The organism is Thiomicrorhabdus sp., assembly GCF_041583835.1.
Classification (GTDB): Bacteria; Pseudomonadota; Gammaproteobacteria; order Thiomicrospirales; family Thiomicrospiraceae; genus Thiomicrorhabdus.
Genome location: NZ_JBFHFC010000005.1, coordinates 26,366 through 40,809, shown reverse-complemented (window position 1 = coordinate 40,809; position 14,444 = coordinate 26,366). Strand labels below are relative to the sequence as shown.

Sequence of the window (14,444 nt, the reverse complement as noted above, 5' to 3'; positions counted from 1 at the left end):
TATTTCAATAAAAGGTTAAAGATTATGAGTGGAAAAATAGTACAAATTATCGGCCCGGTCATCGACGTCGAATTTAAAGGTGCTGATTTACCAAAAATCTATGACGCGTTAAAGGTTGATGAACTAGATCTTACTCTTGAAGTTCAGCAACAGGTTGGTGATAACGTAGTGCGTGCAATCGCAATGGGTTCATCTGACGGTCTGAAGCGTGGCATGGCGGTTAAAAATACTGGTGCAGCGATTTCTGTACCAGTAGGTAAAGCAACACTAGGTCGTATCTTCGACGTTCTAGGGAATGCGATCGATAACGCAGGCCCTGTTGAAACAGAAGAAAAAATGACAATCCATCGTGCAGCTCCAGCTTTTGACGAGCTAGCGGCATCTCAGGAATTGTTGGAAACAGGTGTTAAAGTTATCGACTTGATCTGTCCTTTCGCTAAGGGTGGTAAAGTTGGTCTATTCGGTGGTGCCGGTGTTGGTAAAACCGTTAACATGATGGAATTAATCCGTAACATCGCGATCGAGCACTCAGGTTACTCAGTATTTGCTGGTGTAGGTGAGCGTACTCGTGAAGGTAACGATTTCTATTATGAAATGGAAGAGTCAGGAGTACTTGATAAAGTTGCTCTTGTTTACGGTCAGATGAATGAGCCACCAGGTAACCGTCTACGTGTTGCTTTGACTGGTCTTACAATGGCTGAATACTTCCGTGACGAAGGTCGTGATATCCTATTCTTCGTAGATAACATCTACCGTTATACTCTTGCCGGTACAGAAGTATCTGCATTGTTAGGTCGTATGCCGTCTGCGGTAGGTTACCAGCCAACCCTTTCATATGAAATGGGTCAGGTTCAGGAGCGTATCACTTCAACCAAGACTGGTTCTATCACGTCTATCCAGGCCGTATACGTACCTGCGGATGACTTGACTGACCCTGCTCCTGCGACTACGTTCGCTCACTTGGATGCAACAGTTGTATTGAACCGTGCGATTGCTGAAACAGGTATCTATCCTGCGATCGATCCTTTGGATTCAACTTCACGTCAGCTAGACCCACAAGTTGTTGGTCAAGAGCACTATGACGTTGCACGTGGTGTACAGCAGACTCTTCAGCGTTATAAAGAGTTGAAAGACATCATCGCAATCCTAGGTATGGACGAACTTTCTGAAGAAGATCGCTCTCTAGTTGCTCGTGCTCGTAAGATGCAGCGCTACTTCTCTCAGCCTTACTTCGTTGCTAAGGTTTTCACTGGTGAAGATGGACGTTATGTCCCATTGAAAGAAACCATCCGTGGTTTCAAAATGATTATCTCTGGTGAGCTTGACGATGTTCCTGAGCAGGCATTCATGTATGCTGGTGACATTGACGAAGTGTTAGAGAAAGCTAAAAAATATAAAGGTTAATTGATCATGGCAGTCACAATGCAAGTCGATATTGTAAGTGCAGAAGGTGAGATCTTTTCTGGTAAAGCAGAGATGCTCTTTGCACAGGCTGCCGATGGTGAGGTTGGTGTTATGCCTCACCATACCCAGTTCCTTAGCCAGTTAAAACCTGGAACAGTTCGTGTAGTTAGCGGTGACGAAGAACAACACTTCTACGTCAACAGCGGCATTATCGAAATCCAGCCAAGTGTAGTAACGGTTTTGGCCGATACTGCAGTTCGTGCAGCGGATCTTGATGAAGCTGAAGCTGAAGCGGCTAAACAGCGTGCTGAAGAAGCAATGGAAAACGCTAAATCAGAGACCGACATTGCTCGTGCTCAAGTTGAGTTAGCGGAAGCGGTTGCTCAAATTCAAGCGATTTCTAAACTAAGAGATCGTTTGCATAAAACTGGGTTGGCTTAATTGTTAATCTTTGTGAAAAAAGCGCCCTTGTGGCGCTTTTTTTTTCTCTAGAGTTTTTAAATAATTCATTGGTGCTGAAGGCAAAAGCAACTCATTAAATTATTGTTTTGGGTTGTAGATGGTTTTCGCCAAGGCATTATTTAAAAGCACTATAATTAAACAATCTAATTATTAAAATCCATAGGAACAAGTATGTCCTTAAAGGTCGTTATATTAGCTGCGGGTAAGGGTACCCGTATGCGTTCATCTTTACCAAAAGTTCTGCAACCTCTTGCTCATAAAGCTTTATTGCAACACGTGATTGATACGGCAGAACAATTGAATCCGGCTAAAGTCATTACAGTGGTTGGGCATGGTGCCGAATTGGTTCGGGAGACAGTGAAAGGTGAAGGATTGGTATTCGCTTTGCAGGAAAAGCAATTAGGCACTGGGCATGCTGTGGTACAGGCGAATGAATTTTATAATGACGACGATGTCGTCTTGATTCTTTATGGCGACGTTCCGTTAACTTCATTATCGACGTTACAGGATTTGCTCACCCAGGTAGATAGCAATCATCCATTGTCCTTATTGACGATTAGTCTTGAAAATCCAAGTGGATATGGCCGTATTGTTCGAGATCAGCACTTTCAGGTTCAGGCAATCGTCGAAGAGAAGGATGCAAGTGTCGAGCAAAAAGCGATTAATGAAGTTAATACCGGAATTATGGCGGTAAACGGAACGTATCTAAAAAAATGGTTGTCTAATTTATCATCCGATAATGCACAGGGTGAATATTATTTAACCGATATTATCGCCATGTGTGTCGCTGACGGCTTTTCGGTACATACCACTCAACCGCAACGACAATTGGAAGTATTGGGCGTCAATGATAAAAGCCAATTGCATGGTTTAGAGCGCCAATATCAGCGGGTTTTAGCGGAAGAGCTAATGCAGCGGGGAACGACGTTGATCGATGCAGCTCGCCTGGATATTCGCGGGAAAGTTGACGTCGGTATGGATGTGACGATCGATGCGAATGTCATTTTTGAAGGAGACAATCGAATCGGTGATAACGTTTCTATCGGGGCGAATTGTTTTATTAAAAATGTGAGTATCGCCTCAGGAACGGTCATTCATCCATTCAGCCATCTTGAAGATTGTTTAATCGGCCAGAATTGTGCGATCGGGCCTTATGCTCGATTAAGGCCGGGTACCGAATTAGCTGATTCAGCCCGAATTGGAAATTTCGTCGAAATCAAAAAGGCTAAGATCGGCCAAGGTTCCAAAGTGAATCATTTAAGTTATATCGGCGACACTTTGATGGGTTCAGAGGTGAATATAGGGGCAGGCACCATTACCTGTAACTACGACGGTGTTAATAAACATTTGACCGAAATCGGCGATCGGGTTTTTGTCGGTTCAGATAGCCAATTAGTCGCACCGGTTAAAATCAACGACGGTGCAACCATCGGTGCCGGTTCGACGATCACTAAAGAAGTACCGGCCGAGGAGTTGACGTTAAGTCGTTCTAAACAGCTGACCATCAAGGGTTGGGCAAAACCCAGCAAGAAATAGACGGCAATGGAGATTGTATTGTGCGTTTCATGAGTCTCAACCCTGCTCTAGCCGAGCCTTTGAAACAAGTTTTACCAAGTCATGATTGGGAATTGCAAGGGCAGGATGCCGGTCAAGCACATTTGGTTGGTTGGGGTTATGTCATGCGTTGGAGCAAATTGAGCCATTCGGTTTGGCTTCACTATAAAGAAATCCAAGGCAAAGCGGAGGCGCAGCTGGAAATGACGCCGGGTGCTTTTACTGAAATTCAGACAATCGTAACAGACCTTTAATGAATAAAATAAAAGCCTATATCGCGTTAACACGCCTAGACCGCCCTATCGGTATCTATTTGGTATTATGGCCTGCTCTATGGGCCTTATGGCTCGCTTCAGACGGTTTTCCGAACTTATGGTTGTTGATTGTGTTTATTGCCGGTGCCGTGCTGATGCGTTCGGCCGGTTGCGTCATTAACGATTACGCCGATCGAAATTTTGACGGTCATGTACAGCGTACATGTCGGCGCCCGTTGGCTACCGGTGAAATTTCTGCAAAACAAGCGCTTCTGTTCTTTGCCGTGCTGTGTTTGATTGCGTTCGGTTTGGTTTTAACGTTGAATGTATTGACGATCGTTTTGTCTTTTGTTGCGGTTGCTTTAGCGGCGCTTTACCCGTTTATGAAACGTCATACTTATTGGCCACAAGCTTTTCTGGGAGCCGCCTTTGCGTGGGCGATTCCGATGGCTTTTGCCGCCGTTCAAAATGAATTACCTTGGCAGGTCTGGCCGGTTTTTGCTGCCACCATGATTTGGTCGCTGATCTACGATACTGCTTACGCGGTGGGCGACAAAGAGGATGATCTTAAGATTGGCGTTAAGTCCACGGCCATTTTATTCGGACGTTATACCCCGGAGATCATCGCGTTATTTCAGTTATTGATGTGGTTGTTGTTGCTGTGGATGGCCGAATTATTTACGTTAGGCTGGCCTTATTATGTCAGTTTAGGCGTGGTGGCCGTTGCGTTTATCACTCATTTTTTCCAGTTGAAGAAAAACGATTCCGATATTGCATTCCGGGTCTTCCTGCAAAATCATTGGATAGGATTGGCAGTGTTGATTGGGATTGTAATCGATAAAGCGTTGTAGTTTTATTGCAGACGGCTGTCTTTAGGCAGCTGTAGAATCGGTTCCAAATCCAATTGCCAATTTGCCGAATTCAGCGCCTGGCTGAAAATTTTCAACAAAATGCCCAGCACGTCCGGTTGAAACGGCAACCCGATTCCCGGGCCGCTTTCAGGCTCTAGATTCAGTTCCGGATGATCGCTTCCCAACTCTTTAAAGGTGATTCTAGTAAGTAGAATCGGCTCCTGTCCTAACGGAAACTCGGGTGCTTCCGGTTCTTGGTAGCCGGTATCGAAATCACCTTCAACTTGTGCGGCTTCCGAGCGCATTTGATTTGCAATGGACTGTTCCGAAGAAAACAGGGCTTCACCGGTTTGCGGATGTTGGCCTTGAAGTGCGGGAATCAATAGGCGCATATAGCGTCTCGTAATCCAAGCGGAATACACTTGTTGATTGAGTGTCTTTATCTTTAAGAGTATTCTATCTTCTAGAGGATTATAAGAAGCTTGGATTTGAGAAATTGCATCTGACATAAATGGGGTTCGGGAGTGTTATTTTGTTAGGTTGGACAAAAAATATCATTATAAACTGCCTAAGAATATTTGGTGGAATAATCGTCTCCATGGCTGTTCATGCCAGTCCTTCCGAACCTAACTCAATCGATCTACAGACGACCTTTTCTGAGTCTGCCCCTCAGCTTTTGGCTATCGTCGATTCTAGCGATTTACAGCAGAACGCTTCTAGCGACAATGAACAGCCGGAGGAAGTGCCAAAAAGGGACAAATTCTACCTGTTAGACGGCATTGACAATACTTGGCTAAATCAAGGCCTGGAATCTTTGGAACAGTTTCAAGTCTGGCTCGGTTCGCACGTTCAGAGCACCACGGAAGGTATCGACGACTATTTCGGGACGGAAGAAGCCTTTGAGCGTTCCAGAGGAAGTCGTTTGGATATCATGACTCCGATGACATTTCATGATTCCGGGCAGGTTGAAATGTCGATGCGTCTGCGTGCGAAATTTGCCTTACCTAAAATCGAACGTCGCTGGCATCTTTTGATTACAACCGAGGACACCAGTGTTAAAGGTCAGGTTAATAACGACCTGGCGAGAGAAGTGATTGAGGAAGAGGGAACGGCTTCCTTCGGATTTCAGGTCGCTTTGGAGGATTTCAACAAGTTGGCGACCTTGTTGGATTTCGGGATGAATTTTAAAAATACGGTTGAACCGGATCCTTACATTCGGCTTAAAAAACGTTATGAGTGGAATTTGAGATCAAACTGGGTTGGACGAATGGGGCAGGATGTTTTCTGGGAGCGTTTCGCCGGACCGGGTTTGAATTCCAAGCTTGTATTCGACAAACGGCTTGATAAGGAGTTTCTGTTCCGTACCCAGAGCAACGGAACTTGGTGGCAGCAAGATGGTTATTACGAATTGACCGAACAACTTTTGCTTTATCAGCAATTGAATTCTTACCGTCTGCTTACTTATCAAACTTGGCTCAGTTGGGACACGCAAGGTGTCGGTGTCCATAATACCGGTTACGGTGCCAGTGTTAACTGGCGGGAACGGGCGTATAAGAACTGGCTTTATTTCGAGGTACAGCCCGGTGTGACCTATTCCGAGGATAATGATTTTAAACAAGCCGACTGGACGTTAATGTTAATGCTTGAGATGCGATTTTTCCAATCGCCTTAATCCGTTTTCGCTATCGAAGATTTCCGGTAAAAAGACTTCGGTTAACAGCAGCGGAGCGTGATGTTGTCTAAATAACGAACGTCGAGCAAAGCAGTGATTTTGTGACGAAATTGTCGTTCTTTCTGCAAGCAAAGGCCAAGCTTCAATGGGTTGTTTATTCAATTCAAATTCAGTTCGTTCCAAATTTTTCAATTCAAACAAGACCTCACCGAGGGGCTTATCGCCAAGCGTCTGCAACGAATGCCAGGGATTTTCGGTGGTCATTTGGGGAATCACGGTGCGTGCATAGACCCAATCCTGCTGTCCGCACTTTAACATTACGCAACGAATCCACGCCTTTTCTTGAATGGGCAGGTTTAGCGCCAGGGCTTCGCTGCGAAGCGGAATCTGCCAAGCCTCGGACAGTACTTCAACTTGCATTTCCGGACAGACTTGACGAATTCTTTGCGTTAAAGAACCCGGTGTCAGTAACCATGAGCGAATTGACGGCGAAGGGGACAAGCGTTTAATGAGTTGCTGTGGTTTCCAGTGCATAGGATAATCAGTTGCCGGTCAGTTTGTAAGGTGTTTGTTAATGGCTATTTTAATCGTATCTTAGCGTGCTTAAGCGTGCTGATATTCAATTTTTTCGCCAATCCAGCGGGATTGGAGTTTATCGACGGTTTGCGGATACGATTCGACCAACTGTTCCGACCAGCGTTGCGCCAAAGGAATCCATTCCGCATCGCGTCTCAAGTCGGCAATCCGGAATTGTAATCCGCCGGTTTGTCGTGTGCCTAGAATTTCGCCCGGACCGCGGATTTTCAGATCCTCTTCGGCGATTCTAAAGCCGTCGTCGGTGTCGCGCATGATCTGTAAGCGTGCTTTGCCGGTTTCCGATAAGGGCGGTTGGTAGAGCAATACACAGTGGCTTTTAAGGCTGCCTCGGCCGACGCGTCCTCGTAACTGATGCAGCTGTGCCAAGCCCAATCGTTCAGCATTTTCAATGATCATCAAACTGGCGTTCGGAACATTGACGCCAACTTCGATAACTGTAGTTGCCACCAGCAGGTCAAGTTCGTGGGTTTTAAATGCGTTCATCACGGCGGCTTTTTCGTCGCTTTTCATACGCCCGTGAATGAGCCCTGTGCGCAGGTCGGGCCAGTAACTGCGAAATTGCTCCGCCGTTACTTCCGCCGCTTGGGCATGCAACAGTTCCGACTCCTCGATCAGCGGGCAGACCCAGTATGCCTGTACGCCTTGATGGCAGCGTTCGGCCAGATGCGTCATCACTTCCATGCGTTTTTCATTGCTGAGCACGGCGGTATCGATGGCTTGGCGTCCCGGAGGACGTTCGTCGATGATCGAGAGGTCCAGATCGCCATAAGCGGTCATCGCCAAGGTTCTTGGAATCGGCGTGGCGGTCATGATCAGCTGGTGAGGGTGGACTTCCACCGCTTCATTTGCCCTTTCGGTTTCGCCTTCGAGTACGATCTGGTGGCCTTTTTGTTGCAGGGAGAGGCGTTGATGCACTCCGAAACGGTGTTGTTCGTCGATGATAACTAATCCGAGTTGGTTAAAATTGACCGCTTCCTGAAACAGGGCATGGGTACCAATCACTACTTTGGCTTCACCCGATTCGATTTTGCCGAGCATATAGCGTTTTTCTGCGGCTTTCATTTTGCCGCTGAGCCAGGCGGTTTCGACTCCCAGAGGTTCCAGCCATTCCGAAAAAGCATTGCGGTGCTGTTCGGCCAGAATTTCCGTAGGAGCCATAATGGCGACTTGATATCCGGCTTCGGCTGCCTGAATCGCCGCGAGCGCCGCGACAATGGTTTTACCGGAACCGACGTCCCCTTGAACCAAGCGTTGCATCGGGTGGGTCTGGGACAGATCATGATGAATTTCCCGTAGAACCCGTTGCTGCGCCGAGGTTAATGTGAACGGTAAAGAAGCGATTAATTCATTGGCCATTTGGCTTGGTGGAAGCTTGGGGGCAAGGCGTTGCTTTTCCATCTGCCTAAGTTGCTGCAGACCGACCTGATGGCTGATCAGTTCTTCAATGATCAGACGTTGCTGCGCCGGATGTTCGAAACGTTTGATCGCACTTAAGTCGTCCGTCGGCTGTGGGCGGTGTAACGTCATGATTGCCTGATTAAGGTTAGGCAGGTGTTCCGCAGTCAATAATTCATCGGGTAACAACTCTTCAAGCGGATACTGTTTCACTAAAGCCAATGCTTGCTGAATCAGCTTTAGTAGACTGGCCTGCCCGAATCCTTCGGTGGTGGGATAAGTCGGCGTTAAAGTATCATCCAGTTCCGGCGGGTTCATCGGGTCAATGAATTGATAACTCGGATGCACCATTTCATAACCGTTAGGACCGCTGCGCACCTCGCCGAATACACGCAAGGTCTTGCCGCGCGTGAATTGCTGAGCCTGTCTATAATGAAAGTGAAAAAATCTCAACGTCAGAAAGTCGCCGGACGGCGATTGAATTTTAACCAACAGACTGCTGCGTCGACTGCGAGTGAGGTGTTGGGAAGCAATGGCGCCTTCGACTAACGCTTCCTGGCCGATAAAGATGTTTTCCATCGGGGTGATGCGGGTTTTATCCTGATAGCGCAGAGGCAAGTGGAACAGCAGATCCTGAACCGTGGACAGCCCGAGACGTTGGAGTTTTTCCAGCTGTTTCGGGCCGACGCCTTTTAAATTTTCAATTGGATAGCTGGCTAACATTTAAGTCGTCAAATTAATGGATGTAAAGATTCTATCAAAAACCACCGGGCCCGTTGCTATTTGCAGCGTTAACGCCGGCTCCGAACTTCCCCGGATTAAGGCGACAGCGCCATTTTATCAGCCACTTGCCGAATAAAGTCCTGTATATAGGGTTGATCATGCAGGTCAATGTGGGTGGCGGCATAGAGGATCGACCATAAGCCCTCTTTTCCTAAGCTTCGTGTCGGCAGGTGGTTGAATTCGGGCTGGGTTTCGATCAGCCATTTGGGCAGAACGCACAATCCTCTGCCGGAATCGACCAGTTGCAGCATCATTAACGTCAGTTCCGAATGACGAATTTGTTTAGGATTGATGCCTTTCGGTTCCAAAAAACGTCGGAATACATCCAGTTTCTTTTGTTCTACCGGATAAGCGATAAGCGTTTCGTCGCTGAAATCTTCGGGTTCCAACCACTCTTTTCCGGTAAGCGAATGGCTTTGCGGCAGGACACACACTAATTCATAACTGAACAGGGGATCAAACTTAAGGTTCGACATCGATTCGGGATCCGAGGTAATAACCAGGTCCAATTGCTGTCGTTGGAGTTTCTTAAGGGGGCGGTCGCTTAATGAGTTAAGAATGTCCAGGTCTACGCCACGCCATTTTTGTTGATATTGGCGCAACATCGGTAGTAACCATTCAAAACAGGTATGACAGTCTACGCCGATGAATAGCCGGCCTTGTTCCCCTTGTTCAAGGGCTTGGAGGATCGTTTCGGTCTGTTGCAGTTTGGGCAGGACGTCTTGAGCGGTTTTCAACAAGGTTTGACCGGCAGGCGTGAACTGAATTGGGGTTGTTTTGCGTTCGAACAGTTTAAGCCCTAGCTGGCTTTCCAGTTGTTTAATCTGGTGTGAAAGCGCCGATTGCGTCATGTATAGAAGATCGGCGGCTTTATTGACGCTGCCTTGTTCCGCTAAGGCGAGAATGGTTTTAAGGTGTTTTAGCTCTATCATGAAGTAATTTCATATTAATGTGAAAATTAATCGTTTGTTTTCATATTAATCGAATTCTATCATCCCTCTTCAATAAACACGACTAGTTTAAATATAGAGAGAAAACGACATGACAACGCATAATCTGGGATACCCCCGAATAGGACAAAAACGAGAATTGAAATTCGCCGTTGAATCTTACTGGAAAGGTGAAAAAACCGAACAGGAGTTGGCGCAAATCGCGGCACAAATTCGCCGACAGAATTGGCAGACGCAATTGAACGCCGGTATTGATTTATTGCCGGTGAACGATTTTGCTTATTACGACCAGATGTTGAATATGAGCACGTTGTTGGGGGCGATTCCTTCGCGCTTCAGGCAGGAAAAGTACGATTTGGAAGTGGCCTTTCGCATGGCTCGCGGGCGAGCCCCGAGCGACGATGTTCAAAGTTGCTGTGGTGGCAATTGTCACGGCTCTAAAGCCGATTATGCGTGCGATATGAAAAAATGGTTCGACACCAACTATCACTACATCGTGCCGGAACTGGAGATTGATACCGAGTTCAAATTGACCGACACGCGCTTATTCGACGAGTTGCGGGAAGCAAAAGACCTGGTTGGGGATGCCGCTATTTTAAAACCGGTTTTGATCGGGCCTTTAACTTATTTGTATCTGGCAAAGGAAAGCGGCTTAGAGGGCGGACGTTTGCAAAAATTACCTCAGTTGCTTGAGGTGTATGAGCAAGTATTTCGATTGCTTGCGGAATCCGGAGTGAAATGGATTCAGATTGATGAACCTATACTGGTTATGGAACTGGAGCAAAGTTGGAAAGAAGCCTTTAATCAAGTCTATGGAACGGGTCAAGGTTTGAAAAAATCGGGCTTGAAATTATTGTTGGCGGCCTATTTCGATAACTTGGGTGATAATTTAGCTTTAGTCAGCGGTTTGGATATTGACGGTTTGCATGTCGATGCCGTTCGTGGTGCAGATCAAGTGGAAGAGGTGGTCGAAAACTTATCTGCGGAAAAGGTATTGTCTTTAGGCTTGGTCGAAGGTCGTAATATTTGGAAAACCGATTTCGAGTTTGCTTTGCAAAAAGCTCGATCCGCAAAAGAAAAATTCAAACAGCGTTTATGGATAGCGCCGTCGTGTTCGCTTTTACACTCCCCGGTCGATTTAGAGTTGGAAGATGCTCTGGATTCCGAATTAAGAAATTATTTGAGTTTCGCCAAACAGAAATTGGCCGAAGTGAATGTATTGTCCAAGGCGTTGCAGAATGGCTTGAATGACGAAACGATCGCACAGGCGTTGGCAGCGAACAAATCGGCGTTAGAGGCGCGCCGGAATTCTTCTAAGGTTCATGATCAAAAGGTCCGGGAGCGTTATGCCGGGCTTGATAAAATCGCATTAAACCGGGCAAAACCTTATGTGGAAAGAGTGGTTATACAGAAAGAAAAATTCAATCTGCCGCTGTTTCCGACCACAACCATCGGTTCTTTTCCGCAAACCCAAGAAATTCGACACGCTCGCAAGTTGTTTAAGTCCGGCGAACTGGACGAAACGCAGTATGTTGAAAAAATGCAGGCGGAAATCCGCGATGCAGTGGAGCGTCAACAGCGTATCGGTCTGGATGTCTTCGTGCACGGAGAACCGGAACGCAATGATATGGTGGAGTATTTTGGCGAACAGTTGAACGGCTATGCCTTTACCCGCTTCGGATGGGTGCAGTCCTACGGTTCGCGCTGTGTGAAACCGCCGATCATTTTCGGAGATGTTTCACGTGAAAACTCTATGACCGTCAGTTGGTCGCAATATGCGCAAAGCCTCACCGATAAAACCATGAAAGGTATGTTGACGGGGGCGGTGACCATGCTGCAGTGGTCGTTTGTGCGTGACGACCAACCCAGAGATGAGACATGCAATCAGATCGCTTTGGCGTTGAGGGACGAGGTTTTGGATCTTGAAGCAGCCGGTATCGAGATGATTCAGATTGATGAGGCGGCGTTACGAGAGGGATTGCCGCTGAAAAAATCCGAGTGGCGGAATTATCTCGATTGGGCGGTAAACTCTTTCCGGCTGACAACCTCGGGGGTGAAGGATTCGACTCAGATTCATACTCACATGTGTTACTCGGAATTTAACGATATCATCGAAGCGGTGGCCGACATGGATGCCGACGTGATTACGATCGAAACGTCGAAATCACATATGGGATTATTGCAGGCGTTTGTGGATTTTGAATATCCAAATGAAATCGGTCCGGGCGTATATGACATCCACTCTCCGAATGTGCCCGAAGTGGATCAAATGGTCGGTTTGATTGAAAAGGCCGCCGAGAATATTCCCGAAGAGCGCTTATGGGTCAACCCGGATTGCGGTTTAAAAACCCGTGGTTGGCAAGAGACGGAAGCGGCTTTGGTTAATATGGTCAAAGCGGCTAAAGTGTTGCGACAGCAATATTGCCTTAAAGGCGTTTGAGGTTGAATATCCCCTATACCGTGCTTCAATTCTGATTCGGTATAGCCTCTCACCATCTTGAGGCCGGTTTCAACAACCGGCCTTTCTCAATACGGCTTGTTCGAAAGAGACGCATTTAATTTTATTTTCGATTAAGCCAGTACCCATTGTCCTTTGCCTCGTCGTTTAGCGACATACATCGCCTTATCCGCCTGGTTGAGGATATCATCCACCGATAGCCTGATTTCCTGGTCAAAGATTTTCAGGCCGATGGATGCATTGACGAAACCTTCTTCATTATTCGGTAAAGAGATAGGCTGTTTGACGGCATTGATGATCTTGTCGGTGACTTCGGCGGCAAAACTTTCGTTTTGAATGTTGTCTAGCAAGACTACAAATTCATCCCCGCCAAATCGCGCCGCAAGGTCGGTTTTGCGAATAACGGACTGAATTCGAAGCGCCGCCTCTTTCAAAAGAATATCACCGGCGTCATGGCCGTATTCGTCGTTAATCAGTTTAAACCCGTCCAAATCGATAAACAGCAGGGCATTCATTTGCGGCTGCCTGTTTAAACGTTCGAGCGAGCGAGACAGTTCGTTCACCAAGAGCCTTCGCTTGGCTAATCCGGTGAGTTGATCGTAGTTCGCCATGTGGAAGGTCTCTTCGATCAACGCTTCTTTTTCGGCATTGAGCTGATTGAAAGCCTGGGTAACATGGTTGTAGTAGGTTGCTATCAAAGAAGCGTCGGAATGTGGTTCAACCATGATCTTCTTTGAGAAGTCCTGCTCCTGCGCTTGGGTATTCATCGCTCTGGCCAGATCGAACATCGAGGTTGATGCCTGGTGTTCGCTCATATTCAATCCGAGTATTTCGCCTGCTTCGGAAACGCGCAGTTTGTAGAAATGGTTGACCAGTTTCAAGAGAATGTAAGTCGTGCAGAAAGAGAGCGCGCCAACAACGACGATACCGAGGACCTGTACTTTAAGTTGTTCGTAAAAGTCGACATCCGTTACCAACCATGGAATCGCCAAAGTTCCGGCAATCCCGGCGAATAGGTGCACCGGAACGGCTTCGATGGCATCGTCAATGCGCCACTTTACCAGTAGGTGCTTCCCGATATGGTAGGCGGCATATCCTATGAATCCGATCAGGATAGCCGAAAGCGGAGAAGCCAGGTGTGCCGAAGCGGTAATAGCGACTAAGCCTGCAAGTACGCCGTTGATGATGTCGACGACTTGATAGTAACCGGTAAACATTCTGCTGAAGATTAAGCCAGCCAGACCGCCAATCGAACCTGCAATTAGAGTGTTTAAAATGACGAGACCGGTTGTCTGGTTAAGCGCTAAAACACTTCCGCCGTTAAAACCGATCCAGCCAAGCCAGATTAAGAATACGCCGAGTGCACTGTAGGCGAGATTGGACTGTTCAAAATTGATAACACCTTCATCGAAACGCCCAAGTCGGGGGCCGATAATTAAGATTGCGGCCAGTGCCGCCCAGCCGCCGACCGAATGAACGACGGTGGAACCGGCAAAGTCGATAAAGCCCATTTGCGCCAGCCAGCCGTCATTGTTCCAGATCCAGTGTGCTTGTACTGGGTAAATAAACAGCGAGACGATGACGGCGATAAGCAGATAGGATGCGTATTTGGTCCGTTCGGCGATCGCGCCGGAAATAATCGTGACCGCAGTTGATGCGAACATGGCATGGAATAGGGTGAGTACCAAGTCGGATAAGGAGTATTGATAGAAGAATACCGGGCTCCAGCCGATGACTCCGTTGTAACTGCTGCCCAGCATGATGCTGACACCGACGATGACAAAAATCATGAAAGCAATCAAGAAATCGCTGACGTTTTTAATAGCAGTCGAGATCGAGTTTTTGGTGCGTGTGGCCCCAGCTTCTAGAGCCGTAAACCCAGGTTGCATCATGGCCACGAGCACGGCACTGATTAAAACCCACAGAATATCAATTGGTTGATCACTCATAGCGGCACAACTTTTGACGATAAATAATGCTATATAAGCAAAAATTAAGCCTTAAGTAATTTTTATTTATTTATCAGATTGATATTTAGATTATGGTTTTATATACAATTATAAA

Annotated in this window: 12 protein-coding genes; 7 read left to right on the top strand and 5 right to left on the bottom strand. The window is 47.0% G+C overall.

The window, feature by feature from the left end; all coding sequences use genetic code 11:
* The first annotated feature begins 21 nt into the window (after window positions 1-21).
* The 5 genes from atpD to ubiA all read left to right on the top strand — a co-directional run bounded on the left by atpD (window position 22) and on the right by ubiA (window position 4,525).
* Window positions 22-1,404, top strand: coding sequence for a F0F1 ATP synthase subunit beta (gene atpD / locus ABY044_RS04075; RefSeq protein ID WP_373018658.1), 1,383 nt, complete (start codon window positions 22-24; stop codon window positions 1,402-1,404).
* A 6-nt stretch (window positions 1,405-1,410) separates the two neighbouring features.
* Window positions 1,411-1,845 carry a F0F1 ATP synthase subunit epsilon gene (locus ABY044_RS04070; RefSeq protein WP_373018436.1) on the top strand — a complete coding sequence of 145 codons (435 nt, stop codon included), beginning with the start codon at window positions 1,411-1,413 and terminating at the stop codon, window positions 1,843-1,845.
* A 192-nt stretch (window positions 1,846-2,037) separates the two neighbouring features.
* The gene (glmU, locus tag ABY044_RS04065) at window positions 2,038-3,402 is read left to right on the top strand and encodes a bifunctional UDP-N-acetylglucosamine diphosphorylase/glucosamine-1-phosphate N-acetyltransferase GlmU (protein ID WP_373018434.1); all 1,365 of its coding nucleotides are present in this window, start codon (window positions 2,038-2,040) and stop codon (window positions 3,400-3,402) included.
* A gap of 20 nt (window positions 3,403-3,422) precedes the next feature.
* Window positions 3,423-3,674, top strand: coding sequence for a hypothetical protein (locus ABY044_RS04060; protein WP_373018432.1), 252 nt, complete (start codon window positions 3,423-3,425; stop codon window positions 3,672-3,674).
* A complete protein-coding gene (gene ubiA, locus ABY044_RS04055) occupies window positions 3,674-4,525 on the top strand; it encodes a 4-hydroxybenzoate octaprenyltransferase (RefSeq protein ID WP_373018430.1) in 852 nt (283 codons plus the stop codon). Before ABY044_RS04060 ends, ubiA begins: the two co-directional genes overlap by 1 nt.
* 2 nt (window positions 4,526-4,527) lie before the next feature.
* Here the strand turns inward: ubiA and ABY044_RS04050 are convergent, their stop codons facing one another.
* Entirely contained in the window at window positions 4,528-5,034 is a 507-nt protein-coding gene (locus tag ABY044_RS04050) for a hypothetical protein (RefSeq protein ID WP_373018428.1), read from the bottom strand.
* Between the two features lie 89 nt (window positions 5,035-5,123).
* Here ABY044_RS04050 and ABY044_RS04045 point away from each other — a divergent pair, with 89 nt between their 5' ends.
* Window positions 5,124-6,197, top strand: a complete 1,074-nt coding sequence (locus ABY044_RS04045; protein WP_373018426.1) for a hypothetical protein — start codon at window positions 5,124-5,126, stop codon at window positions 6,195-6,197.
* Here the strand turns inward: ABY044_RS04045 and ABY044_RS04040 are convergent.
* The 3 genes from ABY044_RS04040 to ABY044_RS04030 form a co-directional block, all read right to left on the bottom strand.
* Window positions 6,162-6,731 (bottom strand): chorismate lyase, encoded by a 570-nt coding sequence (locus tag ABY044_RS04040; RefSeq protein ID WP_373018424.1) that lies wholly within the window; start codon window positions 6,729-6,731, stop codon window positions 6,162-6,164. The two genes, ABY044_RS04045 and ABY044_RS04040, sit on opposite strands and share 36 nt — an antisense overlap.
* A gap of 69 nt (window positions 6,732-6,800) precedes the next feature.
* Window positions 6,801-8,912 carry an ATP-dependent DNA helicase RecG gene (gene recG / locus ABY044_RS04035; RefSeq protein WP_373018422.1) on the bottom strand — a complete coding sequence of 704 codons (2,112 nt, stop codon included), beginning with the start codon at window positions 8,910-8,912 and terminating at the stop codon, window positions 6,801-6,803.
* Between the two features lie 95 nt (window positions 8,913-9,007).
* On the bottom strand, window positions 9,008-9,904 hold the full coding sequence (locus ABY044_RS04030) for a LysR family transcriptional regulator (RefSeq protein WP_373018420.1): 897 nt from the start codon (window positions 9,902-9,904) through the stop codon (window positions 9,008-9,010).
* 109 nt (window positions 9,905-10,013) lie between these two features.
* On the opposite strand from ABY044_RS04030, the gene metE reads away from it, so the two are divergent.
* Complete coding sequence (gene metE, locus ABY044_RS04025) at window positions 10,014-12,362, top strand: 5-methyltetrahydropteroyltriglutamate--homocysteine S-methyltransferase (RefSeq protein WP_373018418.1); 2,349 nt, start codon at window positions 10,014-10,016, stop codon at window positions 12,360-12,362.
* Window positions 12,363-12,493: 131 nt separating this feature from the next.
* Here metE and amt read toward each other — a convergent pair whose 3' ends face one another.
* Window positions 12,494-14,329: an ammonium transporter gene (gene amt / locus ABY044_RS04020; protein ID WP_373018416.1), complete on the bottom strand. Its 1,836-nt coding sequence runs from the start codon at window positions 14,327-14,329 to the stop codon at window positions 12,494-12,496.
* Window positions 14,330-14,444 lie beyond the last annotated feature (115 nt).

Excerpts from the sequence above, each read along its gene's own strand:
- ABY044_RS04070 (WP_373018436.1), top strand. The coding sequence starts at position 1,411 with ATGGCAGTCACAATGCAAGTCGATATTGTAAGTGCAGAAGGTGAGATC.
- glmU (WP_373018434.1), top strand. The coding sequence starts at position 2,038 with ATGTCCTTAAAGGTCGTTATATTAGCTGCGGGTAAGGGTACCCGTATG.
- ubiA (WP_373018430.1), top strand. The coding sequence starts at position 3,674 with ATGAATAAAATAAAAGCCTATATCGCGTTAACACGCCTAGACCGCCCT.
- ABY044_RS04050 (WP_373018428.1), bottom strand. The coding sequence starts at position 5,034 with ATGTCAGATGCAATTTCTCAAATCCAAGCTTCTTATAATCCTCTAGAA.
- ABY044_RS04045 (WP_373018426.1), top strand. The coding sequence starts at position 5,124 with ATGGCTGTTCATGCCAGTCCTTCCGAACCTAACTCAATCGATCTACAG.
- ABY044_RS04040 (WP_373018424.1), bottom strand. The coding sequence starts at position 6,731 with ATGCACTGGAAACCACAGCAACTCATTAAACGCTTGTCCCCTTCGCCG.
- recG (WP_373018422.1), bottom strand. The coding sequence starts at position 8,912 with ATGTTAGCCAGCTATCCAATTGAAAATTTAAAAGGCGTCGGCCCGAAA.
- ABY044_RS04030 (WP_373018420.1), bottom strand. The coding sequence starts at position 9,904 with ATGATAGAGCTAAAACACCTTAAAACCATTCTCGCCTTAGCGGAACAA.
- metE (WP_373018418.1), top strand. The coding sequence starts at position 10,014 with ATGACAACGCATAATCTGGGATACCCCCGAATAGGACAAAAACGAGAA.
- amt (WP_373018416.1), bottom strand. The coding sequence starts at position 14,329 with ATGAGTGATCAACCAATTGATATTCTGTGGGTTTTAATCAGTGCCGTG.